The organism is Giesbergeria sp. (assembly GCF_028686475.1).
In the GTDB taxonomy this organism is placed as follows: Bacteria; Pseudomonadota; Gammaproteobacteria; order Burkholderiales; family Burkholderiaceae_C; genus Simplicispira.
The window spans coordinates 122,161-148,755 of sequence record NZ_JAQUCA010000004.1; the positions used below are offsets into that span (position 1 = coordinate 122,161).

Consider the following 26,595-nt stretch of genomic DNA (forward strand, 5'->3'; position numbering starts at 1 on the left):
CCGCTGGTTTAATCGCAGTGCTGCGCGATATAGGCTTTAACCTGCGCCACATCGGCGGGCATCACCTGCACGCGCTTGGGCAAGTCTTCAATGCCCACAAACTTGGCCGGGCGCTCGGGGGCGTGGCCCAAGGCTTCAACAATGGTTTCGGCAAACTTGATGGGCAGGGCGGTTTCTAGCACCAGCATCGGAATGCCGGGGCTGCGGTGTTCGCGTGCCACTTTCACGCCATCGGCGGTGTGGGTGTCGATGGTCATGCCAAAACGGGCGTGGGTGTCACGGATAGTGGCGAGGCGGTCGGCATGGGTGCTTTTGCCACTGACAAAACCGTAACGCTGTGCGGCTTGGGCAAAGACTGGGTTCTGGCTCAGGTCAAAACGGCCTTGTTGGCTCAAGGCAGCGCCAAACAGCGCTTGCACTTGGGCACCATCGCGCCCCAGCAGGTCAAAAATAAAGCGTTCAAAATTGCTGGCTTTAGAGATGTCCATCGAGGGGCTAGAGGTCTCGTGCGTGTCGGCGCTGGCGCGCACACGATAAACCCCGGTGCGGAAGAACTCATCCAGCACATCATTTTCGTTGGTGGCTACCACCAGCGTATGGATGGGCAGGCCCATCATGCGCGCCACATGACCCGCGCAGACATTGCCAAAGTTGCCGCTGGGCACGGTAAAGCTGACCTTCTGGTCGTTGCTTTCGGTGGCTTGGATGTACCCGGCAAAGTAGTACACCACTTGCGCCAACAAACGCGCCCAGTTGATGGAGTTGACCGTGCCAATTTTGTATTTGCGCTTGAACTCCAAGTCATTGCTGACGGCCTTGACGATGTCTTGGCAGTCGTCAAACACGCCTTCAATGGCGATGTTGTGGATGTTCTGGTCTTGCAGGCTGAACATTTGCGCCTGCTGGAAGGCGCTCATGCGGCCATGCGGACTGGTCATAAAGACGCGCACGCCTTCTTTGCCGCGCATAGCGTGTTCTGCGGCGCTGCCGGTATCGCCACTGGTAGCGCCCAGAATGTTGAGTTGCTCGCCCCGGCGCTTGAGTTCGTACTCAAACAAATTGCCCAGCAACTGCATGGCCATGTCTTTGAAGGCCAGCGTCGGGCCGTTGGACAGGGCTTCTAGCCACAGGCTGTCTTCCATGTGGCGCAGCGGCACGATTTCGCCGGTACCAAACACGGCAGCGGTGTAGGTTTTGTGGCACAGGGCGCGCAAATCCTCGGGCGGGATGTCGTCAATGTAGAGCGACAAAATCTCAAACGCCAGCTCAGAATAACCTTGCTTGTGGTAAACGGTGCGCCAGCGCGTCAGGGTGGCATCGTCAATCTGCGGATAGCTTTCGGGCAGGTACAGGCCGCCATCGGGGGCCAAGCCCTCTAGCAGGATGTCGCAAAAATGCTTGCGCTCGGGGTGGCCACGGGTGGAGAGGTACAACATCAGTTCAATTCCTCTTTGCGGATGCGGGTGATGGCGGCCAACACGGTGGGCAGCTGTTGCATTTGGGCGATGGCATCGTTCATGGTGCCTTCGCGCGTGTCGTGTGTCAGGATGATGAGGTCGGTTTGCGTGCTGCCTTCGCCGCCCACTTCGTCGGCTTCGCGTTGCAACATGGCATCAATGCTGATGCCCAATCCGGCCAAAATACCCGTCACTTGGGCCAAGACGCCCGCTTGGTCGGCCACGCGCAGGCGCAGGTAGTAGCTGGTGACCACTTCGCTCATGGGCAGCACCGGCAGGCTGTCCATCGCGGCATGGAGGGTGTGCGCTTGGAAGGCCAAGTGCGGCACGCGGTGGTGGGGGTCTGCGGTGTGCAGGCGGGCAATGTCCACCAAATCGGCAATCACGGCGCTGGCGGTAGGCTCGGAACCCGCTCCCTTGCCGTAGTAGAGCGTCGTGCCCACGGCATCACCATTCACCACCACGGCGTTCATCGCACCTTCCACATTGGCAATCAGGCGCTTGGCAGGAACCAATGCCGGATGCACGCGCAGCTCCACGCCCTTGTCGGTGCGCTTGCTGATGCCCAACAGCTTGATGCGGTAGCCCAGTTGCTCGGCGTATTTGATGTCGGCAGCGCCCAGCTTGGTAATGCCTTCGACATAGGCTTTGTCAAACTGCACCGGAATACCAAAGGCAATCGCGCTCATCAGCGTGGCTTTGTGCGCGGCATCCACACCTTCAATGTCAAAGGTGGGGTCGGCTTCGGCGTAGCCCAAGCGTTGCGCTTCTTTCAACACCACGTCAAAGTCCAAACCCTTGTCGCGCATCTCAGACAGAATAAAGTTGGTGGTGCCGTTGATGATGCCCGCCAGCCATTGGATGCGGTTGGCCGTTAAACCTTCGCGCAGCGCCTTGATGATGGGGATGCCACCGGCCACGGCGGCTTCATAGGCCACCATCACCCCCTTGGCCGAGGCGGCAGCAAAAATCTCGGTGCCATGCACGGCCAGCAGGGCTTTGTTGGCGGTAACTACATGCTTGCCCGCTGCAATCGCTTCTAACACCAGCGCCTTGGCAATACCGTAGCCGCCAATCAGCTCGACCACGATGTCGATGTCAGGGTTGGCAATGATGGCGCGGGCATCGCTGACCACCTGTGCGCTTTCGCCCACCACGCTTTTGGCGCGTTCTACGTCCAAATCGGCCACCATGCTGATTTGGATGCCACAGCCCGCGCGGCGGCTGATTTCTTCTTGGTTGCGTTGCAGTACGTTAAAAACGCCGCTGCCGACAGTGCCGATGCCCAACAGGCCAACTTGAATGGGTTTCATAAAGATGCTTGGATAGATAGAGGAAAAATGGAAGATGCCAACGCCTCAGGCGGTGCCGTGGCGCTTGCGGTATTGTTCTAAGAACTTGGCGACACGGCCAATGGCTTCGCGCAGGTCGGCCTCGTGCGGCAAAAAGACGATGCGGAAGTGGTCGGGGTGCGGCCAGTTAAAGCCTGTGCCTTGCACCAACATCACTTTGGTTTCTTGCAGCAACTCTAAGAAGAATTGCTGGTCGTCTGCAATGGGGTAAACCGCTGGGTCGAGGCGCGGAAACATGTACAGCGCCGCCTGGGGCTTGACACACGTCACGCCCGGAATGGCGCTAATCAACGCATGGGCCAAATCGCGTTGCTTACGCAGGCGGCCCCCCTCGCAGACCAAATCGTTGATGCTTTGGTAGCCGCCCAACGCCGTCTGAATGGCCCATTGGCCCGGCACGTTGGCACACAGGCGCATATTGGAGAGCATGTTCAGGCCCTCGATGTAGTCTTTGGCGGCTTTTTTATCGCCCGAGACCACCAACCAGCCCGCGCGGTAGCCGCAGGAACGGTAACTCTTGGACAAGGAATTGAACGTGAGCGTGAGTACATCTTCGCTCAGTCTGGCCAGCGGCGTGTGTTGGATGCCGTCGTACAGCACCTTGTCATAGACCTCATCGGCAAAAATCACCAAATTGTGTTCACGCGCAATCGCAATAATGCCCTTGAGCAGCGCGTCGGAATACAGTGCGCCGGTGGGGTTGTTGGGGTTAATCACCACAATGCCCTTGGTGCGCGGCGTGACTTTGGCGCGAATATCGTCCAGATTGGGCATCCAGCCGTTGTCCTCGTCGCACAAATAATGCACCGGCGTGCCACCCGATAAGCTGGCGCAAGCCGTCCAGAGGGGATAGTCGGGGGCAGGCAGCAGCAGTTCGTCGCCGCTATCGAGCAGCGCGTTGGTGGCCATCGCAATCAGCTCAGAAGCCCCATTGCCCAAGTAGATGTCTTCTAGCGTGACACCTTTGATGCCTTGTTTTTGCGTCTCGTGCATCACCGCTTTGCGCGCGGCAAAAATGCCCTTGCTGTCGGAGTAACCTGCCGAGTTGGGCAAGTTGCGAATCATGTCTTGCTGGATTTCTTCGGGCGCATCAAAACCGAACACGGCCAAATTGCCGATGTTGAGTTTGATGATTTTGTGGCCGTCTTCTTCCATCTGCTTGGCCGCGTCCATGATGGGGCCTCGGATGTCATAACAGACGTTGGCGAGTTTGGCAGATTTGCGTATCGGTTTCATGGCAGGCAAGGGCAGCAGGGCGAAACCTATAATTTGACCACAGTTCCGCCGTCTCTTGCTACGCTCAACGCCACACCCACACACCATGAAATTTCAGCCCGACCGCCAAGATATTTACAGCATCACTGGCTATGGCCCCGGCTGGATTGCCGTCGGGCCAGACAAGGTGCATTCCAGCTTAATTTTGGGCGCGCGTGGCCTGCGCTTGCCGTGGGATTGCGCCCGCTTTGAAGACCTGACTGCCGCCCATTTTGCCCCGCTGTTTGGGCTGGAGGCCGAGTTAATTTTGTTTGGCAGCGGCACGCGCAACCGCTTTGTGCCCCCGGCGTGGTTGCAGCCGCTGATGGCCAAGCGCATCGGGCTAGAAACGATGGACACCCAAGCCGCTTGCCGCACCTACAACATCTTGGCGGGTGAGGGGCGCAATGTGGTGGCAGCGCTGTTGCTAGAGAGCGACTAAAACAGGCCAAAAACGGTTTCGGGGTAAAATGCCGGGTTGCGGCCAGAGGCAATCCAGAACAACACCTCCGTTCCTCCGGCTTCCAACGACCACACCCCCGAGAGACTGCAGTTTATATGGCGATCGTTGTCAACAAGCCCCTCCCCGAATTTGAAGCCAACGCCACCGGTGGCATCAAGGTGACCAACACCTCGCACCACGGGCAGGTGATGGTGCTGTATTTTTACCCCAAAGACAACACGCCCGGCTGCACCACCGAAGCGATGCAGTTCCGCGATCTGTATAAAAACTTTGTCAAAGCCGGTGCAGCAGTGTTTGGTGTCTCGCGCGACAACATGAAGTCGCACGACGAGTTTAAAGAAAAGCTAGAACTGCCCTTCGAGCTGATTGCCGACACCGAAGAAAAAATGTGCCACATGTTCGGCGTGGTCAAAAACAAAATCATGTATGGCAAGAAGGTCAAGGGCATTGAGCGCAGCACCTTCCTCATCAACGAAGAAGGCATCTTGACGCACGAGTGGCGCGGCCTGAAAGTGCCCGGCCATGTCGAAGAAGTGCTCAAGGCGGTTAAATCGCTCAAAGCACTTAAAAAAGCCGCCTGATTGCTTTGCCATCGCTGGCGTGCATAATGGGTCGATGCCGCTGAAATCCGCGAAGCTCTTTTCTTGACCACCAAGCCGCCTGGGTTTCCCGGCGGCTTTTTGCTTTCTGAACTTGCCTGTTTGAGGTCTTTGCCCATGCCACCCTTGCCCCCTGCCCCCACGCGGCGTGCCGCCCAACTGCCCCCCGAGGCATTTAAGTCCAGCACGCGCAAAGCCACCCGTGCCAGCCCAAGCGCCGAGCCTGACGAAGCGGCCTTGCCTGCCACGGCTGTCGCCAGTGCCTTAGCGGATAGCGCCGTGGCCACACCTGCTGCACGCAAAACCGGCCGCCGTCAGGTGTCGGCGCAAAGCACCAGCACCAGCCCTGCACGCACCAGCCGTCGCAGCGCGCAAACCGCTGCCTTGGTACAAGCCCCAGTGGCGACCTTGAGCGCAACGCCAGAAGCCATTTTGGCGACAGCGCCAGCCCTGAGCGCCGTGCCAGTAGTCGCCACCGCCACCGCTCCAGCCAGTAGCAGTCCCCCCCCTGCCGCAGAGGCTAAGGCACCAGAAAGCCGCCGCCAGCGCAGCCGTAGCCGCAAGGCAGCCAACAGCAGCGGGCCGACCAAGCTGTTTGTGTTGGATACCAATGTGCTGCTGCACGACCCCACCAGCTTGTTCCGCTTTGAAGAGCATGACATCTACCTGCCGATGATTGTGCTGGAGGAGCTGGACGCGCACAAAAAGGGCATGACCGAAGTGGCGCGCAATGGCCGCCAAGTCAGCCGCTCTTTAGACGGGCTGGCCGCTGCCCAAGGCGCCGACATTGGCCAAGGGCTCAAATTGGACTCTACCGGCCAACGTGCGGCCACTGGGCATTTGTATTTCCAGACCTCGGCTTTGGACTACCAACTGCCCACCAGTTTGCCCCAAGGCAAGGCCGATAACCAAATTTTGGGCGTGGTCGAGGCATTACGCAAACAATATGCACCGCGCGAGGTGGTGTTGGTGTCCAAAGACATCAATATGCGCGTCAAAGCGCGCGCGCTGGGCTTGCCCGCCGAAGATTACCAAAACGATAAAGCGCTGGACGATGACGATCTGCTCTACTCCGGCGCACTGGCTTTGCCAGCCGACTTCTGGAGTCGCCACGGCAAGGCGATAGAAAGTTGGCAAAGCGGCCCCAATACCTTCTACCGCATCAGCGGCCCGATCGTGGCACAGCTGATGATCAACCAGTTCGTCTATTTTGAGGCCCCCGGCGAACCCAGCTTGTACGCGCGCGTCACGGAAATTCGCGACAAAACCGCCGTCTTGCGTACCCTGAAAGACTATGCCCACGCTAAAAATGCCGTTTGGGGTGTCAACAGCCGCAACCGCGAACAGAACTTCGCCCTCAATTTGCTAATGGACCCCGAGATTGACTTGGTCACACTCACCGGCACCGCAGGCACGGGCAAAACACTGATGGCCTTGGCCGCTGGCCTCACCCAAGTGCTGGACGAGCGCCGTTACACCGAAATCATCATGACGCGCGCCACCGTGAGCGTGGGCGAAGACATTGGATTTTTGCCCGGCACCGAAGAAGAAAAAATGGGGCCGTGGATGGGCGCTTTGGACGACAACCTAGAGTTTTTGGCCAAGGGCGAAGGCGGCAACCCCGGCGAATGGGGCCGTGCTGCCACCAACGAGCTGATTCGCAGCCGCATCAAAATCAAGAGCATGAACTTTATGCGCGGGCGCACGTTCATGAACAAGTACGTCATCATCGACGAAGCGCAAAACCTGACCCCCAAGCAACTCAAGACCCTGATTACCCGCGCTGGGCCGGGCACCAAAATTGTCTGCATGGGCAATTTGGCACAGATCGACACCCCCTACCTGACCGAAGGTTCTTCGGGCCTGACCTTTACGGTCGATCGCTTTAAGGGTTGGCCGCACAGCGGCCATATCACCTTAGCGCGCGGTGAGCGCTCACGCTTGGCCGATTTTGCCAGCGACGTGCTGTAGCCAGCCTGTTCCCCCCCTCCTCCATCAAGGCGCACAAGGTTGCGCCTTTTTTTTGTGCTTTTTTTGCGCGGCGGTACGCAACCACCACGTTGCAGGATAGCGTCCATTTGCCGTGCGATAGGCACCCGTTGCCAGCAACATAGCGACAGCGCATGTAACAGCTGACAAGCTGGGCGTAAAACCAGCTATCTTCTTGGATAAATGCGGCTATTTGCTGGCATTTAACATCATCTGTTTTCATCTGTTTATTTTTCGCCCAAAGGTAGTAACTGAGCAGCAATGCTGCCTAGAATCGCGTTCCACGGCAGAAACCACTGCCGCCACCCCGGAGAACTTCTATGGCATCAGCAATACAGCCCGTGCATCTTTACCGCCCAGCAGCGCAAGCATCCAACGCACCAGAGCCAGCCTCGGCATGGAGCATCGAGCAGATACAGCAATTGCTGGATTTGCCGTTCCATGAACTGATGTGGCAAGCGCAACAGGTACACCGCGCCCATTGGCCCGCTGGCGAGGTCGAATTGGCCACCTTGCTCTCGGTAAAAACCGGCGGTTGCCCAGAAAACTGCGGTTACTGTCCGCAGTCCGCTGAGTTTGATACCGGAGTCACGGCAGAAAAGCTGATGTCGCCCGAAGAAGTCCGCGCCGCCGCCTTGGCAGCGCGCGAAGCCGGAGCCACGCGCTTTTGCATGGGTGCCGCTTGGCGCGCCCCGAAAGACCGGGACATCGAAAAAATGGCCACGCTGATTCGCACCGTGAAAGATTTGGGCTTGCAATCCTGCGCCACACTGGGCATGTTGCAACCGACACAGGCCCAAGCCCTGAAAGCAGCGGGTTTGGATTACTACAACCACAATCTGGACACGGCCCCAGAGTATTACGCCGATGTGGTGTCAACCCGTGCTTACCAAGAGCGGCTCGATACGTTGGCCGCCGTGCGCCAAGCGGGCATTAGCGTGTGTTGTGGTGGCATTGTGGGCATGGGCGAGACCCCAGTGCATCGGGCCGGACTGATTGCCCAATTGGCCAACCTCAACCCTTACCCAGAATCGGTGCCCATCAACAGCTTGGTGGCCGTGCCGGGCACGCCGTTGGCCGACAGCGCGCCGATAGACCCGTTCGATTTTGTGCGCGTGATTGCCGTATGCCGCATCACCATGCCAGGCGCACGGGTGCGCTTGTCGGCGGGGCGCAAGCAGTTGGGCGATGCGGTGCAAGCACTGTGCTTTTTGGCTGGTGCCAATTCCATTTTTTATGGCGACAAACTGCTGGTGACCGGCAACCCCGAAGCCAGTGACGATGCCGCGCTGCTGGCCAAACTGGGCTTGCACGGCAAGGCAGTGCCAGCACCCCAGCCCACCGGAGCCGCGTGAGTTTGGTGTGTGCCTTGTTTAGGGTTGGGGCGTAGCGGCGACCACTTCATCCAAGGTGGTCATGCCTTGGGCCACGCGCAAGGCGCCAGCCATACGCAGGGGGCGCATACCGTCTTGCACCGCTTGGCGGCGCAAAGCGTCAATAGATGGCTCGGCAGTGATGCCCGCTTTAAGGGTGTCGCTCAGGGTGAGCAGCTCGTACAGGCCCATGCGGCCTCTAAAACCCGTCATGCGGCAATCAATGCAGCCTACTGGTTTATAAGGCTGATAGCCCCCCGAGAGTTTCCAAGGCTTGATGGCATCGGTCAGGACTTGCAATGGGGCTTCGGGGTCGGGGCGCTTGCACTGTGGGCACAGGGTACGCACCAAGCGCTGCGCCAAAATGCCCAGCAAGGTGGCTTGCAGCAGATAGGCCGGAATGCCCAGTTCTAACATGCGCGTGATAGCGCTGGGGGCATCGTTGGTGTGCAAGGTGCTAAATACCAAGTGCCCCGTCAATGCGGCTTGCACCGCCATTTCGGCGGTTTCGAGGTCGCGGATTTCGCCCACCATGATGATGTCGGGGTCTTGGCGCATCAGGGCGCGCACGCCTTCGGCAAAACTAAAATCGAGTTGCGGTTGCACCTGAGTTTGGTTGAAGCTCGGCTCAATCATTTCGATGGGGTCTTCGACCGTACTGACGTTGACCTCTTCGGTCGCCACGCGCTTGAGGGTGGAATACAACGTGGTGGTTTTGCCGGAACCGGTGGGGCCAGTCACCAAAATGATGCCGTGCGGACGCGCAATCAGGGTCTCCCAACGTTGGGCATCGTGTGGGGCAAAGCCCAAGGCATCCAAGTTTTTCACGGCGGTGTCGGGGTCAAAAATCCGCATCACCATTTTTTCGCCAAAGGCGGTGGGCAGGGTGGACAGGCGCATTTCCACTTCATCGCCACGTTGGTTGCGCGTTTTGATACGGCCATCTTGCGGACGGCGTTTTTCGACCACGTCCATGCGCCCGAGCAACTTGACGCGCGCCACCATCGCACTCATCACGCCGGGCGGCATTTGATAGACTGGGTGCAACACGCCATCAATCCGAAAGCGAATCACACCCTGTTCGCGCCGAGGCTCTAAGTGGATGTCGCTGGCGCGCTGGTCAAAGGCGTATTGCCACAACCAATCCACCACCTTGACCACGCCTTGGTCATTGGCATCGAGTTGTTTGTTGCTGCGCCCCAGCTCGACCAACTGTTCAAAGTTGCTGCTGCTGCCACCGCCGGTTTTTTGCGCGGCACGCACCGATTTGGCCAAAGCAAAAAATTCTGCGGTGTAACGCTGGATTTCTTGTGGATTGGTCAGTACGCGGCGCACACTGCGCTTGCTTTGGCGCTCTACTTCGGCCACCCAATCGCTGATAAACGGCTCTGCCGTGGCAACCACGACTTCGCTGCCACTGACCTGCACCGGCAACACTTTGTGGCGCTCGGCATAGTTGGCGCTCATGGTGTCGGCCACCTTGCCCACATCGACCCGCAGCGGGTCAATGCGTAGGTAGGGCAGCCCCACGCGCTGGGCCACGTATTCGGTCAGGGTTTCTACATCCAGCAGTTTGCCATCACTGACGCGCGTCATGGCGACGCTGGCCAAGCGTACCAGCGGATGCTGGCTGCTTTCGGCTTGCGAGCAGCGCGCGATGGTGCGTTGGGCTTCTTCGGCAGAAATGATGCTATCGGCGCGCAACCATTGCACAATTTGGCGCCATTGCAGCGGGCCAACCGGGAGTTCGGTTTCGGGCAGGTGCATGGTTTTAAGCCCGAATGGGTTTGAAACTACGTACCCATTTGCGCGTCGGGATGTCCCAGCGCGCCTGCACCGCATCGCAACGGGCCAGCAATTCGCCGCGCTTAAACCGGCTGGCGGTGCGCTGGGCTAACACGATGGTGTTGCCCTCGCGCGTGGGTTTGAAAGACCAAACCGCATCTTCGCCAAAAGCGGTAGCGATTTTTTCTAGGCTTTGCTCAAAACTGGCACCACGGCCAAACAGGTTCACGGTCATGCAGCCGTCTTCGGTCAGTAGGGCGCGGCAATCGGCATAGAACTCGGTGCTGTCAAGCACCGGGGCGGCGGCGTTGTCATCGTACAAATCAACCGCTAAAGCATCGACGGTGCCGGTCCATTCATCGCGGCGGATTTCTTCGCCCGCATCGGCCAGCACCACGCGCAGCATCGGGCCATCCGGGGGCAGCTTGAACCAAGCGCGGCACACGGCCAAGACCTGCGGATTGAGTTCGACCGCCGTGGCGCACATACGCAGCTTTTTGTGGCAAAACTTGGTAATCGCCCCAGCGCCCAAGCCCAATTGCATGGCATGGCGGCCAGCCACCGTGGCTGGCTCCATGAACAGCAGCCAAGCCATCATGCGCTGCACATATTCCAGCTCCAACTCAAACGGCTCTTTGATACGCATGGAGCCTTGAATCCAAGGCGTGCCCAGGTGCAGGTGGCGCACCTCGCCGTCGTCTGAGACACTGACATCAGGCAAGCTGCTAGGGGTAGATTTAGTTTTAAGGCGGGCCATCAGCGCACTCTGAAAGAAACAAAAAGAAAAGAGACGGCCCATCAGCCGCTTAATCCGGTGTTGGTATAGCTCAAGCACGAGTGACCTGTCGTTGGTGTTGCCAAACAGCCAAGGCCACCATCAACGGCAGGCTCATTTCGGTGCCTTCTTCTACCATGCTAACCAGTTGAACCACACTGGACGCAATCGTCACAGCAAAGTCTTGCGTCAGCACATTGACCGAGCGGTCCATGATTTTGGTAAATACGACACTGACCAATAAGGTGGCTATGGTGCGCGCAAACGCATCGCCACGCCAAAGGGCTTGCCACAAAAAGCGGCCATAGCGTAGCAGCAAATAGACCGCGCAGGCCAACACGCACAGCACTGCCAGCAAGGCCAACAGCTTGTGCGTAGCAGGTGCATCACGCAGGTAAAAACTGACCTTGAGTACGCTCTTGCCCGTCCATTGCTTGTGCCAATCCATCTCACGCGCCCCGGCGGCCCAACACAAGCCACACACTGCCCACCATGACCAGCGCTCAGTGTGCGCTGGTCGCCATAGCAGGCCCAACACAGCCAGCAGAAAAAACAGCGCTGCTGTGCAGCCTTCTAAGGGGCCGTTTTCGCGTAGCAGCCAAGTTTGGCTGTCTGTGGGCAGCCAGTACCAGCCCGCCAAAGCAGCCACCAAAGTAAGGAAAAAAATGTGCAGGGCAGGCCAAGCACTGGCGAAACGATAGGGCAAAGAGCGATAAAAGCAAGAACGAAACAAAATTTCAAATCCAACTCAGGAAGACAACAGGGAAGGCAAGCGCGGCAATGCTTGGCAGGCATTGCACATGGTTTGTGCGGCCAAAATGTCTAAGGATACGCCGCGTAACTCGGCCAGCACCGCCGCAATGCGCGGCAACTCTGCCGGGGCATTGCGTCCTTGGGGTAGCCCTTGGGCGCGCTGCTGTGCGGTGCGATAGAGCCAGTGCGGCGGCATATCGGGGGCATCGGTTTCTAACACCAAAGCCTCTAGGGGCAGTTCTAGCGCCAAGCGGCGCAATTGCAAAGCGCGCTCGTAGGTGAGCGCACCACCAAAGCCCAATTTGAAGCCCAGCGCGATAAACGCTTGCGCCTGTTGCAAACTGCCATTAAACGCATGGGCGATACCGCCTTGCACCGGTAGCTCGCGCAAGCCCTTGAGTAGCCGGTCGGCGCTGCGGCGCACATGCAAAATCACTGGCAAATCAAAGCACCGTGCCAGTTGCAATTGGGCGCGGTAAAACTGCTCTTGCCGCGCCGCGTCCAGCCCCAGCACAAAGTAATCCAAGCCAATTTCACCCACCGCTACCAAGTGCCGGTCATGGCGGTGCTGCTCTAACAGGCGCTCTAGTGCCGCCACATCGCCAGCGCCTGCCTGGGGGGTGTAGAGTGGATGGATGCCCAAGGCGTAGCTGTCACCATGTTGGTGGGCCAATTGGCGCACTGCCTCGACATGGGCCAGCCTGACAGCCGGAATCACCAGATGCTGCACCCCTTGGGCGCGGGCTTGGGCGCGCACGGCATCGCGGTCGGCCTCGAACTCGGGGGCATCTAGGTGGCAATGGGTGTCAATCCAAAATGGCATTCAAGTCAGCACCCCAGCCACCAGCCGCAGAACGCGGTCGCAACGGGCGGCCAAGGTCTCGTCGTGCGTCACCATGATAAAAGCGGTACCTTGTTCGCGCGCCAGCGCCAGCATGTGCTGGAACACCCCTTCGGCGGTGGCGCGGTCCAGGTTGCCGGTTGGCTCATCGGCCAGCACGCAAGCTGGCCGCGTGACCAGAGCGCGCGCGATGGCCACGCGCTGGCGCTCACCACCCGAGAGTTCTGCCGGACGGTGTTCGGCCCGTTGCGCCAGCCCAACGCTGGCCAACATTTGCGCGGCTTGGCGTTCACATTCAGCCTGTGGCAGGCGACGAATCCGCAAGGGCATGGCCACATTTTCTAGCGCACTGAACTCGGGCAACAGGTGGTGAAACTGATAGACAAACCCCAGATGCTGATTGCGTAATTGCCCCTGCTGGCTGGCCGAACACTGCGCCAAGTTTTGCCCTAGCAAATGCACGCTGCCCGCAGTAGGGCTGTCTAGCGCCCCCAACAGGTGCAGCAAGGTGCTTTTGCCCGAACCGGAGGCTCCGACAATCGCCAGCGTTTGCCCGGCATGGATGGCCAAATCCACCCCTTGCAGCACCGTGACATCTAAACGCCCTTCACTGAAACGTTTGGTCAAACCTTGGGCCTGCAATACCGGGGCCTGAGCATGGGAAGCGTGTAAATTACTCATAGCGCAGGGCCTCGGCGGGATTGACACGGCTGGCGTGCCAACTGGGGTAGAGCGTAGCCACAAAAGACAGCAACAATGAAATCAGGCCAATCGGCACGATGTCGCCCGCTTGTGGGTTGCTGGGCATTTGGCTAATGAGATAGACATCTTTGGGCAAAAAGCTGGCCCCCAATAGCCGCTCTATCGCGGGCACAATCACGTCGATATTGAAAGCAATGCCCAACCCGAGCAGCAAACCGGCCAGCGTGCCAATCACGCCCACCATCGCCCCCTGCACCACAAAAATCCCCATGATGCTGCGCGGGCTGCTGCCCAAGGTACGCAAAATGGCAATATCGGCGCGCTTGTCTTGCACCGACATCACCAAGGTACTGACCAAATTGAAGGCTGCCACCGCCACAATCAGCGTCAAGATGATGAACATCATGCGTTTTTCCATCTGCACGGCAGCAAACCAGGTTTTGTTTTGCTGCGACCAATCGCGTATCCACAGCTCGCCGCTGAGGGTACCCGCCAAGGCTTGGGCCACGCTGCGTGCTTGGTGTAAATCGTGCAATTTCAGCCGGATGCCCGTGGGGCCTTCGAGGCGGAAGATGCGCTGCGCGTCTTCGTGGTGCAGCATCACCAGCGCCGAGTCGTATTCATAATGGCCAGAATCAAAAGTACCGGCCACGGTCATTTGCTTGAGGCGCGGCACCACACCCGCTGGCGTGACTTGGCCTGCCGGGGCAATCAAGGTGACCACATCGCCCACCCCCACGCCCAAACTGCGCGCCAACTCAACCCCCAGCACCACACGAAACTCGCCCGGCACCAGCCGTGCCAAGGTCTCGCTGCTGGCAGCGGCCAGCTCGGTCACTTCGCCCTCGTGCGCGGGGTCAATGCCGCGCACCAAAGCACCTTTCATGTCTTCGCCGCGCGCCAACAGAGCTTGAGCGGCCACAAACGGGGCCACCCCAACCACCTGGGGGTTTTGGCGCGCTTCGGCCATCGTGCGCGCCATATCGGGCAGGGCGGCACCGCCGGGGGCAAAAATCTCGATGTGCGAAACTACACTCAACATGCGGTCGCGCACTTCTTTCTGAAAACCGTTCATCACCGACAACACAATGATGAGCGCCGCCACCCCCAAGGCAATGCCCAACATGGACACGCCCGAGATAAACGAGATAAAACCATTGCGCCGGGTAGCACGACCGGCACGGGTGTAACGCCAGCCTAGGGCGAGTTCGTAAGGGATTTGCATGCAGAGAAAAAGAACTGGGGATGCCGTTGTACCACCATTTTCGATGGAGCGAATGCAGTACCATCGCACCCTCTTATAGTAGGTTCGATGGGTGGCAAAAATAGACGTGACGGGTGTGCCACCAGCGTGCAGAATGCTCAGCGTTCTGCGCTTTACCGCCTTGACCTTCAGGCCAAGGCTTCACGCGCAAACTGATGAAAGAAACCTTGGTGGGCATAGCGCTCATGGGTGTAATGTTGCCATTGGCCCTATTGGGCTTGTTATTATTGGCCTTCTTTGGCCTCATAGGGCGGCCTGAGCGCGCGCGCGCTGGGGTGCGTGCGCTCGATCATTTTGTCAATGCCGCTGTGTTTAACGGCTACTCCTGGGAGTCTATTTCTTCACATGCTTGGCGCGTGCGCGAAGAAAAAGCGTGGGCACGCGGGGTGATTCACATCACCAACTGGTTTCAGCAAGACCACTGTATGCGCGCCAACCGGCGCGAGCAACGCATCATTGATTTGGTACTCAAGCGCAAACTACACCACCAAACCATAGGGCGCGCCTCCGCCTTGGATGTGGTAGCTGGCATGGAAAAAGAAGCACGCCAACCACCCAAAAAATCCCCTTCATCTGCACCTCCAGCACCCAGCCCAAAGGCCCCGGAATGACCGCCCGCCAGCGTTTGCTGAACATGGCCAATGGCCGCCGTGTGCTGCTGCTGCAAGGGCCGCTAGGCCCCTTTTTTTGGCGTTTAGGCCGCTTGCTGCTGCGCGAAGCTGGGGCGGCCAGTGTGCATAAAATCAATTTTAATGGGGGGGACTGCTTGTTTTACCCCACCGGCGCTACCTTGTTTCGTGGTGCGATGGAAGAATGGCCTGATTTTTTGGCCGATTTTTTGCGGCGCGAACGCATCGAAGTTATTTTGCTGTTTGGCGATTGCCGCGAAATTCACCTAGCCGCCACCGCCGTGGCCAGCTCCTTGGGCGTGAAGGTGGGCGTGTTTGAAGAGGGCTATGTGCGGCCTAACTTCATTACCTTTGAGGCCTACGGTGTCAATGCCTATTCGCGCGTGCCCCGCCAAGCCGAGTTTTACCGCCACCTGTCTCCAGCCGAGCGCCCCCCTGAGCAGCCGGTACGCAACCCCTTTTGGTTTGCCGCCACTTGGGCTATTTTGTATTACTTGGCCGCCACCTTGCTGTGGCCGCTGTTTCCACGCTATCGCCACCACCGGCGCCTGAACGCTCTGCTAGAGGCTTGGCCTTGGGCGCGTAGCTTTTGGCGCAAACACTACTATGCACAGCGCGAACGCGGCTGGCAAGAAAAACTCTGCGGCCCCTATGCACGGCGCTTTTATTTAGTCCCTTTGCAAGTGGCCAGCGATTTTCAGGTGCGCGTGCATTCCTCTTTAGGGGATGTGGAGCGTTTTTTAGCCGTAGTGGTTAAATCTTTTGCCCGCCATGCCCCCGATGATTGCCTGCTGGTGATTAAGCACCACCCTATGGACAGAGGGTACCGCGACTACACCGAAACCTTGGCCGCCTTGGCGCGGCGCCACCGCATTGCAGGGCGCGTGGTGTATCTGCACGACCAACACCTGCCCAGCTTGCTCGACCATGCGCGTGGGGTGGTCACCATCAATAGCACCGTCGGCATCTCGGCGCTCTACCACGGCGCGCCAGTGGTGGCGTTGGGGCGCGCCATCTACCACTTTCAGGGTTTAACCTACCAAGGTAAACTTGACCACTTTTGGCATAAAGCGCCACACACCCGCCCCGATCCGGTCGTGTTCCAGCGTTTTCGCCGTTACCTGATAGACCACACGCAAATCAACGGCAGCGTCTATCGTTTTATTTTTTAGCGCTGCGGCCTTCCTTTTTCTGTCCCATGCAATCGTCGGTACTATCCCACCGCCCGCGCTCGTGCTGGCAAGTCACTTGGGCCGTCTGGCATGCTTTGTTGCTACGCGAAGCTATGGGGCGCATGTTCAGCAGCCGCACCTCTTTGGTCTGGATGTTTTTAGAGCCGGTTTTAAGTTTGGGTTTTATGGTGCTGATGTTTACCGTGGTGCGATTACGCACCGTGGCCGGCATTGACACCGTGCTTTGGTTGCTGGGCGGCATGTTGTCGTTTTTTGTCTTTCGGCGTACCAGCGCCCAAGGAGCCAATGCCATTGGGGCCAACCGCGCCCTGTTTGCCTATCAGCAAATCAAACCCGTCGATACCGTCTTGGTGCGCTGCGCCTTAGAGCTGATTTTAATGTGCATCGTGGCCACCTTGGTACTGGCTGGTGCCGCCTTATTGGGGGTGCAAGTAGGCTGGGACAACCCCTTGATGGTGCTGGGTGGCGTGGTCGGCTTATGGCTACTAGGTGTAGGCTGGGCCTTGGCGGTCTCGGTAGCCACCGAGTTAATTCCAGAACTGGGGTATTTGCTTGGGCTGGTGATGGCCCCGATGATGTTTATCTCGGGGGTGATTTTTCCAATTTCGGCCATTCCGATGCCGTGGCGTGGGTGGGTGTTATACAACCCCTTAGCGCACGGGATTGAAGCAGTGCGTGCAGGCACCTCGCATTTTTACCATGCCGTGCCCGAGTTGGATTTGGGCTATATGTACGCCTGTGCTTTAGTCTTGCTCTGGCTAGGGTTACTGCTGCAGCGGGTGTTTAAAGATCAGCTGATTGCAGAATGATTAGCCTACACAACGTCTCTAAACGCTACCAAACTGACCACGGCGCTGGTCCTTGGGTGCTGCGCGACATTAACCTGACTATTCCCAGCAACACCAACGTCGGGCTGGTGGGGCGCAATGGTGCGGGTAAATCGACCCTGCTGCGCCTGATTGGCGGTGTCGATCATCCCGATAGGGGCCAAATACGGCGCGATTGCCGTATCTCTTGGCCTATGGGTGGCGGCGGCTTGCAAGGCAGCTTGACCGGGCGACAAAATGCCAAGTTTGTCTGCCGTCTGTACGGCCACAGCGAAGACCTGCCCGCCAAAGTAGCGTTTATTGAGCAGTTTGCCGATTTGGGGCGCTATTTTGATGAACCCGTCAAAACTTACTCCAGCGGCATGAAATCGCGCTTGCAATTTGGCATGTCCTTGGCATTTGAGTTTGATGTGTATATTTCAGACGAAGCCACCGCTGCCGGTGATGCCAGCTTTACCAGCAAAGCCGCCAAAGCCTTTCGAGACATGGTAGGGCGCGCCGGCTTGATTATGGTGGCGCACAGCCCCGGTACCTTGCGTGAGTTTTGCCAAGCTGGCATTTGGCTGCACGAAGGTCAAGCGCACTGGTTTGAGCAAATTGACGATGCACTGGCCGCTTACGAACAAAGTTACAAAAAGTAAAAAATGTTAGAAAAACTACAACCAGTGCTGCGCCGTTATCCGGCCATGTTTCTGGCTTTGCTGGCCTTGGTGTTGGCGGGCCTGTATTGGCTGCTGCTGGCCTCGGACCAGTATGTCTCCGAGGCGCGCATTGTGATGCAACGCGCCAGCCTGTCGGGTGGCTCGCCCAGCGATGTCACTAGCTTGCTCACGGGTGCCAACCCAGCCCAGCGCACGGACCAGCTGAACCTGCGCGAGCATTTACTCTCTTTAGACATGCTGGCCAAGGCCGAGGCCCAATTGGCGTTGCGCGCCCACTTTAGCAGCCAAGGCGATGCCCTCTCGCGTTTAAGCCCGGCAGAGGTGCCGCTAGAAAAGCTGCACGAATACTACCTACGCCAAGTGCGTATCAGCATGGACGAATACTCGGGCGCTTTGTCTATCCGCGCCCAAGCCTACACCCCAGAGATGGCACAGCGTATCACGCAATTTTTGCTGGCCGAAGGCGAGCAGCACATGAACCGCATGGGCCACGAGTTGGCCTTACAGCAAGTGCAATTTATGCAGCAGCAGGTGCAACAGATGGAAGAGCGCGTCCAAAAAGCCCGCGCTGCCGTGTTGGACTACCAAAACCAACAAGGGCTGGTGTCGCCGCAAGCCACCGTGGATAGCCTCAGTGGCATTGTGGGTCGGTTACAAGCCCAACTGACCGAACTGCAAACCCAACGCAACAGCCTATTAGGCTATTTGCAAGCCAGTGCGCCCGAAGTCATCAAACTGCAAGACCAAATGGCCGCAGTAGAAAAACAATTGCAACAAGAACAAGCCCGACTGGCCGCCCCCAAAGGTAAAACCCTGAACACCACGGTAGAAACCATGCGCCGCTTGCAAGCTGAGGCCGAGTTTTCTCAGCAAATGCTCAATAGCGCCCACGTGGCCCTAGAAAAAGGCCGCATCGAAGCCACGCGCCTGTTGCAAAAAACCATGGTTCTACAATCGCCCCATCTGCCCGAATACCCGCTAGAACCCCGACGCCTACGCAATTGGCTGGTATTTAGTGTGCTGGCCTTGTTGCTGGGTGGGGTGCTGCAATTGCTGCTGGCCATTGTGCGCGACCACCAAGATTGATCGATCGGTTTTGTTGTTTATGTTCTCATCTCTCATTTGCCGTCAGCGCTGGCTGTGTACCCTGCTGGCCTTGGCCCTGTGCGGGGGCAACGCGGCAGCCCAAGGGCTGGTGTTGCCACCACCTGCACCCACCAACAATACCACGGCTGCGGCCACAGCCGTGCAGGCACAGGCCCCAAAATTCACTTCCACGGCCAGTAGCGATGTGTTTGGCGCACAACTGTTTACTGGCGCTTTTGCGCGCGAAGGCGCGCCCCTGTTCAACCCCGACTATTTGATTGCCACCGGCGACACCCTGCAAGTGCGCCTGTGGGGGGCCTATACCTTTGATGCCAGTTTGGTGGTGGACCCCCAAGGCAATATTTTTGTGCCCAATGTAGGGCCAGTATCCGTGCGTGGCGTGCGTAACCAAGAGCTGCACAGCGTGTTGGCACGGGCAGTCAACCGCGTTTATCGGGCCAACGTGCAAAGTTATGCCAGCTTGGCTGCGGCGCAACCAGTGCGGGTGTTTGTGAGTGGCTTTGTGGCGCGGCCCGGCCTTTACAGCGGCACCAGCATGGACAGCCTACTGAGCTACCTAGACCAAGCGGGCGGCATTGACCTAGAGCGCGGCAGCTTTTTACGGGTCGAAGTAAAACGCGGCAGCAAACTGCGTGCCCAGGTAAACTTGTACGACTTTCTGCTGCAAGGCCAAATGCCAGCCGTGCAATTGGCCAGTGGTGATGTGATTTTTGTGCCACCCAAGCAAAACAGCATTCGCGTGCTGGGGCTGGCTGATAATGCCAAACGCTTTGAGTTTGCCGCAGGCACACGCAGCGTGGCCGATATATTGCCGCTGGCCAAACCACAGGCCACCGCCACCCATGTGCGCGTGGTACGCAACAGTGGCACCACCAAAAGCACCGAATACTACCCGCTGCAAGATGCAGCGCAGGTGGTATTGCTCAACGGCGATGAGCTGGAATTTACCGCCGACAAAAAACCCGGCACCATCACCGTGCGCGTCGAGGGCGAACACAGCAGCCCCCAAGAATACGTGTTGCCCTACGGCACGCGCTTTGGCGAGCTGATGCAAGGCATCCAGCCACTGCCCAATGCCGACGCGCAAAGCATCCAACTGTTCCGCCAAAGCGTCAAGCAACGGCAAAAAGACATGCTGGCCACCAGCCTGCGCAGCCTAGAAAGCGCCCTGCTCACGGCGCGCAGCGGCAGCAGCGACGAAGCCAAACTACGCAAAGACGAAGCCGACCTGACCCTGCAATGGGTGGAGCGCGCCAAACAAATTGAGCCGGTAGGCCAAGTGCAAATTGCCCAAGCCAGCCAGCGCGAACAAATGTTGCTAGAAAACGGTGACATCATCCGCATCCCGCGCAAAGATGACCTGGTGCTGGTGAGTGGCGAAGTGCTGTTCCCCAACGCCGTAGCCTATGAGGGCCGCTTGGCGTTGCAAGACTACATCAACCGTGCTGGTGGTTTCACGCAAGTAGCGGATAATGCCCGCGTGGTGGTGGCGCGGCGCGATGGCTCGTTTGAGCAAATTGATACCAGCCGCTTATTTGCTTCTGCCGATGTGCGCGCCGGCGATCAAATTTTGGTGCTACCCAAGGTGGACGAAAAGCAACGTCAATTCTGGAAAGATATGACACAAATTATTTACCAAATTGCCGTCAGTGCCAAAGTAGTATTTGGGCTTTGAGAATATCGATGGAAAATTTTAATCCTAACCGCATTCTGATCACGGTAGGCCACCCAGCTTCTGGCATGGCCGACGTGCAGACTTTGCTGCAGCAGCTGGGCATGGCCACGCCCTTGGCAGGTAAACAACATGGCATGGCAGCTGCCGATATTTCTACTTATTTGCTCAAACGCGCTGGACAAAAAACAGATTTTTTGCAACCGGTAGTGCAAATCAAACCCACGCCGCTGTGGCAATCTTTGGCCTTAGACTTGTTATTGGCCAATGACCAGCAAAACTTTTGGGGCTGGGCCGATACGCAAGCCATCCAGATGCTGGATTATTGGCACGAAGCCGACCCCGCATTTCACTTTGTGCTGGTCTATGACCACCCAGCCCATGCCTTGGTGCGTGCCTTTGCCCAGCAAAGCCTAGACGATGCCGCACTGGCCCAACTTCAACAAAGTTGGCAGCATTACCATGCCGCTTTGCTGCATTTTTATACCCGCCACCCCAGCCGCTGCCTGCTGGTGCAAGCCACCGAGGTCTTGACACAGCCGCAAAGCCTGATTGATGCCCTGTGTGCGCGCCTGAATTTGGCGCTCCATGCCAGCGCAGCACTACAGTTGCCAACACAACCCGATGCCCAGCAACTGTATTTAGCCCAGGCCGTGTTGCAGCAAGTCCAATGGCCCGCCGCCGATGATGAAGAGCTGCAAGCCGCCGCTGATGTGCCGCAGTCGGAGCTGCCACCTATTTTGCCGTTGACCTCTTGGAATGTCAGTGTCGATTTGCGCCAACAATTGGGCTACGTCCAGCAAACGCTAGAGGAAACCCAACACACTTTGGCCGAGCGCGAAACGCGCATTCAAGCGCAAGAAGCTGAAAAAAGCCAGCGTGAACAAGCCCTGAAAGAAAGCAACGAAGAAAATGAGTTGCTGCTGGCCCAACTGCACCAAGTGCAGGAAGAGCTAGAACGCTTCTACCTAGAAAAGCAAGCGCTACAACAAACCCAAGAAAAACTAGAGCAACAAGGCCAAGCATGGCAAAAGCAACTGGCGCAAACCCAACAAACCTTGGCCGAGCGGGATGAAAAAATCACTGCGCTGCAAAACCAGCCAGCAAATACGGCCCAACTGCAAGAACTAGAAGAAGAAAACCACCTCTTGCTGGCCCAACTGCACCAAGTGCAAGAGGAGTTAGAGCGCTATTACCTCGAAAACCAAGCACTCAAGCAAGGCCAGCCCACGGGCAAAAAAGAACCATCCAGCCCCAGCAAAACCTACCCGGTGGCGTATTACGGTGCCGCAGACCGGGTGAAGCAGCAATTGAGCTATCGCTTGGGCCATACTATGGTGCAACAATCGCGCTCCTTCAAAGGTATTCTGACCCTGCCCGGCGCGCTACAACAGCAGGTACGTCAATTTAAGCAAGACCAACAAGCCCGTGCCGGACAAAAACTACCCCCGATTGAACGCTATGCCGATGCCCATGAAGCCGAACGGGTACGCCAGCATTTATCGTACCGCTTGGGAAAAATTTTGCTAGAAAACTACCGCACGCCCATCGGTTGGATTAAACTGCCTTTCGCTATGCGCCGCGAGGTGAAAGATTTTCGCCAGCACCGTGTACAAAGCCACCATTGATTGTCTTTTATGCCGATGCGCGAAGCCCTCACCCTGCTGCACACCCTGTACCCAGTCCAAGGCTGGGTCTATGTAGGTGCTGGCAATGGTGATTTTTTAGAGCAGGTGGTATTGACCCCTGCCCCGGCCTTGCTGGCCATTGAAGCCGACAAAACGCTTTATACCCAGCTGGCTGCCAAAATCGAGCAGCACCCGCAAAGCCAAGCCTTACACCAGCTGGTAGGCGGCCAAGACGAGGCAGTGCCGTTTTATCGCCACTCCAGCCCCAAAGAAAATGGCCTGCTCAGTGCCGCGCTACTGACCCCGCTGTGGAAAAACCTGCGCCAGCGCGAAGCCATTACCACCCCCGCCCAAACCCTGCACCGTATTTTGACCAGTGTTGGGGAAGATGGCACGCGCTATAACTGGCTCACGCTGGCTTGCCTGCCTGCTTTGCCACTGCTGCAAGGGCTAGGCCCTAGGTTACAGCAGTTTGATGTGCTACAAGCCAGAGTTGCCCTAACGGACGATGCTGCTTTAGCAAAAGCCGGTGCCAGCCGCCCAGCAGTGGATGCTTGGCTGCAAACGCAAGGCTTTAAGCCACTGCTGGTGCAAGAAGAAATCAACGCCCAATTGGCCAGCGTACTTTATGTGCGCGGTTGGAAAACCCAAGCCACCCAAACCAGCCAAGCATTGACCTTGGCGCATCAAAGCAAAATAGAGATACTCCAGCAAGAAAGAACGGCACTGGCACAAGCCCATGAGCAGCAAAGCAAGCTGGCAGCAGAACGCCAAGCCAAAATCGAGGCACTGGACAAAGAAAAAGCTGAACTGGTAGCCGTGCGCGATGCCTTGAGTCAAGAAAAAGCGGCATTAATACAAACACGTGATACACAAACCAAACTGGCAGCAAAATGCCAAACCAAGATAGAGGCACTGGATAAGGAAAAATCTGAATTGATTGCTGCCCGCGATGCCTTGAGCCAAGAGAAAGATGCCCTGCTGGCCCAAACCAAGACTGGGCGACAACGCATCACTGCACTGGAAGAAAAACTCCAGCAAACTGAAGCGCAGCAACGGTGCATGAATGATGAATTGGCCAAGGCCGAAATGCAGCTAGATTTTGTAAAAAAACTGCTGCTGAAACCACCTTCAGCCTAAGTTTTGCATGATAGCAACGACCACCGACAGCGCCTTAATGCGCGGCAATATCGCCCAGCGCCAAGGTCTTTATGCCCAAGCGATGCACGCCTATGGTGAAGCATTGCAGGCTCTGCCGGAGTTGGCCCATGTCATCGTGCCCAATATGGTACAGGTACGCCGCAAATACTGCCAAACGCGCCTAGCCACTAAGCCCTTGCGTGTGGCAGTTTGTGGTTGGGAACTGGCGCACAATGCCGCTGGGCGCGCTTACACCTTGGCCATGCTATACCAGAGGTTTGCCAGCACCGAGCTGATTGGCAACCTGCACACCAAAAGAGGCCAGGCCTTGTGGGAGCCTATTCGGCATACAGCGTTGCCTAAGCACACCATCTTGCTTGACAATTGGGCACGGTTCCTAGATAAGGCCATCGATTTGGTCACTTTGCACCCTTACGATGTAGTGCATTTGTCTAAGCCGCGTGCCCCCAATATTATTTATGGGCTGCTCTATAAACTGATCTGGGGGGCCAAGGTGCTGGTAGATGTGGATGATGAAGAGTTGGCCTTTGTGCGTGCCCAAACTCCGATCACCATTGCGGACTATCTAGAACAACATCAGCAGCTGCCGGCTTTAGATCAATTAGAAGCAGCAGATTGGACGCGGATCGCTGTCGGCCTGGCAGGCCAATTTGATGGCGTAACCGTTTCTAACCCTGCATTGCAAGCGCGCTATGGTGGCGAGATTGTTCGGCATGCGCGGGATGAAGCCCTCTACCAAAATTCTCCAGCACTGCGCCAACAAGGCCGGGCCAAACATGGCGTGGCAAAGGATAAAAAAGTGGTGCTCTTTTTTGGCACGCCCAAAGCACACAAGGGACTGCTAGAAACCGCGCAAGCCATTGCCAGCTTGGCACGCAATGATGTATTGTTTGTCATTGTGGGCAATTTTTTAGATGCGGGCTTCAAACAACAGCTGCAAGCGGTTGCCGGTGTGCAGTATCAATTTATTGGCAACCAGCCCTTTGAGGCAGCACCAGAAATTGTGGCTATGGCCGATATAGTGATACTGCTGCAACAAAATGACTCCCCTATTGCTACCTACCAGTTGCCCGCTAAACTGGGCGACGCACTGGCTATGGATGTGCTGGTGCTGGCCACCCCTACGCCAGCGATTGTCGATGCTTGTGAGGCTGGAGCCATACTGCCAGTGCTACCAGGCCAACTGCCACAGGCATTGGGCCAAGTGCTAGATAATCCAGAAAAGGCCCGTAGCACCAAAGAAGCCGCCCGACGTTACTTTGAGCGCACCACCTCTTTTACACACAATGGGCAAGTGTTGCAAACCCAACTAGCGGCCACAGCTAACCGGTCACTCGCGCCGGCGCTGCAGCCACTGACGGCACAACTCAAAACCCCTTGGCTGCAAGCCTTGCTTGCCACCTGTAGCGGGGCAAGTGCTTTGCCATACAGCCATGCCTGATGGACGTGCCACACCTATGCAGACTGTTACCCCTTCCGATAGCGCAGCCCTGCAAGCTGCCCTGGTGCAATGGCAATTTGGCGATTGGCAAAGCCTGGCTAACATGGAGCGTGATACCCTTCAACAGCACCCAGAGCGTGCCAAGCTGGCCCTACTGGCCGCCGCTGCTCAGCTGCAAATCGGCCATGCAATGGAGGCTGAAGCACTGATTCGCTTGGCACAGCAGTGGGGTGTTAGCAAAAAATTGATCAGCCAAATACTGATTGCCGGGGTACATCACAGCGTGGCCAGCGTGGCCGCCAGTGCTAACCAGCCACACCATGCGTTGCAGCATCTGAAAAATGCAATGGCTATGGCGGCTGAGATGGCTTTCTCGCCACGCCCGTTTAGCGTGAATAAACTGGCTTTGCACAACCTTGGGGATGCGTGGGCTGGTAACACCATTAATACCGTCATCTTTCGCCACCACGGCATCCTGACGCACCATAAAATCCAATACACGGCCTTTTACGTTGATGAGCATACCTTGCGACTGGTGCAGCGCGACTTGGTCAGCGACACGCTCAAAACCCACGACATCCCCGGCCAATACAACCTGCGTGATGCGCACAACAGCATCAGTTTAGGATTAGACCGGGAAAGCCATTTGCACATCAGCTACGATCACCACGTCACCCAATTGCGCTATCGCAGATCGCTCAAACCCGGCGACATCACAGCTTGGTCTGATGAGTTGCCTATGACCGGTGCCCACGAAGAAAAGGTGACCTACCCTACCTTTATTCTGCCACGCCAAGGCTACCCGCTGACTTTGTTGTACCGCGATGGCGTACACAACAAAGGCACTGCCCGCCTCAAAACCTACGATGAAGCCACGCAAAGTTGGGCCGATCATCCGCAACCCATCCTCAGTGGTGCCGAGCAAAAGCCTTGGACTAGTAACGCCTACTGGAACCACCCGGCTATTGGCAGTGATGGTAGCCTGCATCTGTCTTTTGTTTGGCGCACCGATACCTTGGGCACAGAACAGCGCATCAACAATATCAATATCGGCTACGCCTGCTCGCACGACAACGGCCTGAGCTGGCAAACCTCACGCCAGCGCTCTTACAAACTGCCGATTACCCAGGTCAACGCTGAAACCATCCACCCGGTTTCACCCGCTAGCAACCTGATCAACCAAACCAGTATGGCGCTGGACAGTGGCAACCGGCCCCATATCGTTTTTTATTCAGATGACCCTGATGGTATTCCACAGTACCAACATCTGTGGTTTGACGGCAAAGTGTGGCGGCATCAGTTTATCTCACAGCGGAAATTAGCTTTTAGCCTGCAAGGTGGTGGCACCCTGCAAATCCCCATCTGCCGGCCAGAGGTCGTTATTGATCACGATGATAACGTCTATATGATCACACGGGGTGACCACACCAAAAATCGAATGGCTGCTACCTTGTTGCCCGCACCAGACTACCACTACCTCCCTAGTAACACCTGTGTGTTATGCGATTTAGACCTTGGGTTTGCTGAGCCCATTATTGACCGTAGTCGGTGGCAGCAAAATAATATTATGACCCTGTTGCTGCAAAACAACCAGCAACCCAATTACGATATTAATCACCAAAATATCCAGAATTCAGTGACCCTAATTGATATTAAATTCAGTTAAGA

23 protein-coding genes are annotated in these 26,595 nt (G+C 57.2%); 14 read left to right on the top strand and 9 right to left on the bottom strand.

Annotated elements, in window-relative coordinates; all coding sequences use genetic code 11:
• Nucleotides 1–8: 8 nt before the first annotated feature.
• The 3 genes from thrC to PHX60_RS04095 are packed head-to-tail and all read right to left on the bottom strand — an operon-like array spanning nt 9 to nt 4,045.
• Nucleotides 9–1,436: a threonine synthase gene (gene thrC / locus PHX60_RS04085; protein WP_300075066.1), complete on the bottom strand. Its 1,428-nt coding sequence runs from the start codon at nt 1,434–1,436 to the stop codon at nt 9–11.
• Nucleotides 1,436–2,770, bottom strand: a complete 1,335-nt coding sequence (locus PHX60_RS04090) for a homoserine dehydrogenase (protein WP_300075069.1) — start codon at nt 2,768–2,770, stop codon at nt 1,436–1,438. Before PHX60_RS04090 ends, thrC begins: the two co-directional genes overlap by 1 nt.
• A 45-nt stretch (nt 2,771–2,815) precedes the next feature.
• The gene (locus PHX60_RS04095; protein WP_300075072.1) at nt 2,816–4,045 is read right to left on the bottom strand and encodes a pyridoxal phosphate-dependent aminotransferase; all 1,230 of its coding nucleotides are present in this window, start codon (nt 4,043–4,045) and stop codon (nt 2,816–2,818) included.
• 85 nt (nt 4,046–4,130) lie between these two features.
• Here PHX60_RS04095 and PHX60_RS04100 point away from each other — a divergent pair, with 85 nt between their 5' ends.
• The 4 genes from PHX60_RS04100 (at nt 4,131) to bioB (ending at nt 8,469) form a co-directional block, all read left to right on the top strand.
• Nucleotides 4,131–4,505, top strand: a complete 375-nt coding sequence (locus PHX60_RS04100) for an Mth938-like domain-containing protein (RefSeq protein WP_300075074.1) — start codon at nt 4,131–4,133, stop codon at nt 4,503–4,505.
• A 116-nt stretch (nt 4,506–4,621) separates the two neighbouring features.
• Nucleotides 4,622–5,107: a peroxiredoxin gene (locus tag PHX60_RS04105; RefSeq protein ID WP_300075077.1), complete on the top strand. Its 486-nt coding sequence runs from the start codon at nt 4,622–4,624 to the stop codon at nt 5,105–5,107.
• Between the two features lie 135 nt (nt 5,108–5,242).
• Complete coding sequence (locus PHX60_RS04110; RefSeq protein ID WP_300075080.1) at nt 5,243–7,096, top strand: PhoH family protein; 1,854 nt, start codon at nt 5,243–5,245, stop codon at nt 7,094–7,096.
• A 338-nt stretch (nt 7,097–7,434) separates the two neighbouring features.
• Nucleotides 7,435–8,469 carry a biotin synthase BioB gene (gene bioB, locus PHX60_RS04115; RefSeq protein ID WP_300075083.1) on the top strand — a complete coding sequence of 345 codons (1,035 nt, stop codon included), beginning with the start codon at nt 7,435–7,437 and terminating at the stop codon, nt 8,467–8,469.
• A gap of 18 nt (nt 8,470–8,487) precedes the next feature.
• Here bioB and PHX60_RS04120 read toward each other — a convergent pair whose 3' ends face one another.
• The 6 genes from PHX60_RS04120 to PHX60_RS04145 all read right to left on the bottom strand — a co-directional run bounded on the left by PHX60_RS04120 (nt 8,488) and on the right by PHX60_RS04145 (nt 14,568).
• A complete protein-coding gene (locus PHX60_RS04120; protein WP_300075086.1) occupies nt 8,488–10,254 on the bottom strand; it encodes a type II/IV secretion system protein in 1,767 nt (588 codons plus the stop codon).
• Between the two features lie 4 nt (nt 10,255–10,258).
• A complete protein-coding gene (locus PHX60_RS04125) occupies nt 10,259–11,029 on the bottom strand; it encodes a spermidine synthase (RefSeq protein WP_300075089.1) in 771 nt (256 codons plus the stop codon).
• Nucleotides 11,030–11,099: 70 nt separating this feature from the next.
• Nucleotides 11,100–11,780, bottom strand: coding sequence for a hypothetical protein (locus PHX60_RS04130; RefSeq protein ID WP_300075091.1), 681 nt, complete (start codon nt 11,778–11,780; stop codon nt 11,100–11,102).
• 15 nt (nt 11,781–11,795) lie between these two features.
• The gene (locus tag PHX60_RS04135) at nt 11,796–12,623 is read right to left on the bottom strand and encodes a TatD family hydrolase (protein ID WP_300075094.1); all 828 of its coding nucleotides are present in this window, start codon (nt 12,621–12,623) and stop codon (nt 11,796–11,798) included.
• The gene (gene lolD, locus PHX60_RS04140; protein ID WP_300075097.1) at nt 12,624–13,322 is read right to left on the bottom strand and encodes a lipoprotein-releasing ABC transporter ATP-binding protein LolD; all 699 of its coding nucleotides are present in this window, start codon (nt 13,320–13,322) and stop codon (nt 12,624–12,626) included.
• Nucleotides 13,315–14,568, bottom strand: coding sequence for a lipoprotein-releasing ABC transporter permease subunit (locus tag PHX60_RS04145; protein WP_300075100.1), 1,254 nt, complete (start codon nt 14,566–14,568; stop codon nt 13,315–13,317). Before PHX60_RS04145 ends, lolD begins: the two co-directional genes overlap by 8 nt.
• Nucleotides 14,569–14,762: 194 nt before the next feature.
• Between PHX60_RS04145 and PHX60_RS04150 the strand changes: the two genes are divergently transcribed.
• The 10 genes from PHX60_RS04150 to PHX60_RS04195 are packed head-to-tail and all read left to right on the top strand — an operon-like array spanning nt 14,763 to nt 26,593.
• Nucleotides 14,763–15,218, top strand: a complete 456-nt coding sequence (locus PHX60_RS04150) for a hypothetical protein (RefSeq protein WP_300075103.1) — start codon at nt 14,763–14,765, stop codon at nt 15,216–15,218.
• Entirely contained in the window at nt 15,215–16,408 is a 1,194-nt protein-coding gene (locus tag PHX60_RS04155) for a capsular biosynthesis protein (protein ID WP_300075106.1), read from the top strand. Before PHX60_RS04150 ends, PHX60_RS04155 begins: the two co-directional genes overlap by 4 nt.
• A 26-nt stretch (nt 16,409–16,434) precedes the next feature.
• Nucleotides 16,435–17,238, top strand: coding sequence for an ABC transporter permease (locus tag PHX60_RS04160; protein WP_300075109.1), 804 nt, complete (start codon nt 16,435–16,437; stop codon nt 17,236–17,238).
• Entirely contained in the window at nt 17,235–17,897 is a 663-nt protein-coding gene (locus PHX60_RS04165; protein ID WP_300075112.1) for an ABC transporter ATP-binding protein, read from the top strand. The genes PHX60_RS04160 and PHX60_RS04165 overlap by 4 nt, the downstream gene beginning before the upstream one ends.
• Before the next feature lie 3 nt (nt 17,898–17,900).
• Nucleotides 17,901–19,004, top strand: coding sequence for a chain-length determining protein (locus PHX60_RS04170; protein WP_300075115.1), 1,104 nt, complete (start codon nt 17,901–17,903; stop codon nt 19,002–19,004).
• Between the two features lie 19 nt (nt 19,005–19,023).
• Nucleotides 19,024–20,700, top strand: coding sequence for a polysaccharide biosynthesis/export family protein (locus PHX60_RS04175; protein ID WP_300075117.1), 1,677 nt, complete (start codon nt 19,024–19,026; stop codon nt 20,698–20,700).
• Nucleotides 20,701–20,708: 8 nt separating this feature from the next.
• Nucleotides 20,709–22,325 carry a hypothetical protein gene (locus tag PHX60_RS04180; protein WP_300075119.1) on the top strand — a complete coding sequence of 539 codons (1,617 nt, stop codon included), beginning with the start codon at nt 20,709–20,711 and terminating at the stop codon, nt 22,323–22,325.
• A 15-nt stretch (nt 22,326–22,340) separates the two neighbouring features.
• Nucleotides 22,341–23,465, top strand: a complete 1,125-nt coding sequence (locus PHX60_RS04185) for a hypothetical protein (protein WP_300075121.1) — start codon at nt 22,341–22,343, stop codon at nt 23,463–23,465.
• A gap of 7 nt (nt 23,466–23,472) precedes the next feature.
• Nucleotides 23,473–24,927 (top strand): glycosyltransferase, encoded by a 1,455-nt coding sequence (locus PHX60_RS04190; RefSeq protein ID WP_300075123.1) that lies wholly within the window; start codon nt 23,473–23,475, stop codon nt 24,925–24,927.
• A 16-nt stretch (nt 24,928–24,943) separates the two neighbouring features.
• Nucleotides 24,944–26,593 carry a BNR repeat-containing protein gene (locus PHX60_RS04195; protein ID WP_300075125.1) on the top strand — a complete coding sequence of 550 codons (1,650 nt, stop codon included), beginning with the start codon at nt 24,944–24,946 and terminating at the stop codon, nt 26,591–26,593.
• Nucleotides 26,594–26,595: the final 2 nt, after the last annotated feature.

Excerpts from the sequence above, each read along its gene's own strand:
- PHX60_RS04175 (WP_300075117.1), top strand. The coding sequence starts at position 19,024 with ATGTTCTCATCTCTCATTTGCCGTCAGCGCTGGCTGTGTACCCTGCTG.
- PHX60_RS04180 (WP_300075119.1), top strand. The coding sequence starts at position 20,709 with ATGGAAAATTTTAATCCTAACCGCATTCTGATCACGGTAGGCCACCCA.
- PHX60_RS04165 (WP_300075112.1), top strand. The coding sequence starts at position 17,235 with ATGATTAGCCTACACAACGTCTCTAAACGCTACCAAACTGACCACGGC.
- PHX60_RS04195 (WP_300075125.1), top strand. The coding sequence starts at position 24,944 with ATGCAGACTGTTACCCCTTCCGATAGCGCAGCCCTGCAAGCTGCCCTG.
- bioB (WP_300075083.1), top strand. The coding sequence starts at position 7,435 with ATGGCATCAGCAATACAGCCCGTGCATCTTTACCGCCCAGCAGCGCAA.
- PHX60_RS04160 (WP_300075109.1), top strand. The coding sequence starts at position 16,435 with ATGCAATCGTCGGTACTATCCCACCGCCCGCGCTCGTGCTGGCAAGTC.
- PHX60_RS04145 (WP_300075100.1), bottom strand. The coding sequence starts at position 14,568 with ATGCAAATCCCTTACGAACTCGCCCTAGGCTGGCGTTACACCCGTGCC.
- PHX60_RS04135 (WP_300075094.1), bottom strand. The coding sequence starts at position 12,623 with ATGCCATTTTGGATTGACACCCATTGCCACCTAGATGCCCCCGAGTTC.
- PHX60_RS04170 (WP_300075115.1), top strand. The coding sequence starts at position 17,901 with ATGTTAGAAAAACTACAACCAGTGCTGCGCCGTTATCCGGCCATGTTT.
- PHX60_RS04095 (WP_300075072.1), bottom strand. The coding sequence starts at position 4,045 with ATGAAACCGATACGCAAATCTGCCAAACTCGCCAACGTCTGTTATGAC.
- PHX60_RS04190 (WP_300075123.1), top strand. The coding sequence starts at position 23,473 with ATGATAGCAACGACCACCGACAGCGCCTTAATGCGCGGCAATATCGCC.
- thrC (WP_300075066.1), bottom strand. The coding sequence starts at position 1,436 with ATGTTGTACCTCTCCACCCGTGGCCACCCCGAGCGCAAGCATTTTTGC.
- PHX60_RS04185 (WP_300075121.1), top strand. The coding sequence starts at position 22,341 with ATGCGCGAAGCCCTCACCCTGCTGCACACCCTGTACCCAGTCCAAGGC.
- PHX60_RS04090 (WP_300075069.1), bottom strand. The coding sequence starts at position 2,770 with ATGAAACCCATTCAAGTTGGCCTGTTGGGCATCGGCACTGTCGGCAGC.
- PHX60_RS04125 (WP_300075089.1), bottom strand. The coding sequence starts at position 11,029 with ATGGCCCGCCTTAAAACTAAATCTACCCCTAGCAGCTTGCCTGATGTC.
- lolD (WP_300075097.1), bottom strand. The coding sequence starts at position 13,322 with ATGAGTAATTTACACGCTTCCCATGCTCAGGCCCCGGTATTGCAGGCC.
- PHX60_RS04120 (WP_300075086.1), bottom strand. The coding sequence starts at position 10,254 with ATGCACCTGCCCGAAACCGAACTCCCGGTTGGCCCGCTGCAATGGCGC.
- PHX60_RS04110 (WP_300075080.1), top strand. The coding sequence starts at position 5,243 with ATGCCACCCTTGCCCCCTGCCCCCACGCGGCGTGCCGCCCAACTGCCC.
- PHX60_RS04150 (WP_300075103.1), top strand. The coding sequence starts at position 14,763 with ATGAAAGAAACCTTGGTGGGCATAGCGCTCATGGGTGTAATGTTGCCA.
- PHX60_RS04105 (WP_300075077.1), top strand. The coding sequence starts at position 4,622 with ATGGCGATCGTTGTCAACAAGCCCCTCCCCGAATTTGAAGCCAACGCC.
- PHX60_RS04100 (WP_300075074.1), top strand. The coding sequence starts at position 4,131 with ATGAAATTTCAGCCCGACCGCCAAGATATTTACAGCATCACTGGCTAT.
- PHX60_RS04155 (WP_300075106.1), top strand. The coding sequence starts at position 15,215 with ATGACCGCCCGCCAGCGTTTGCTGAACATGGCCAATGGCCGCCGTGTG.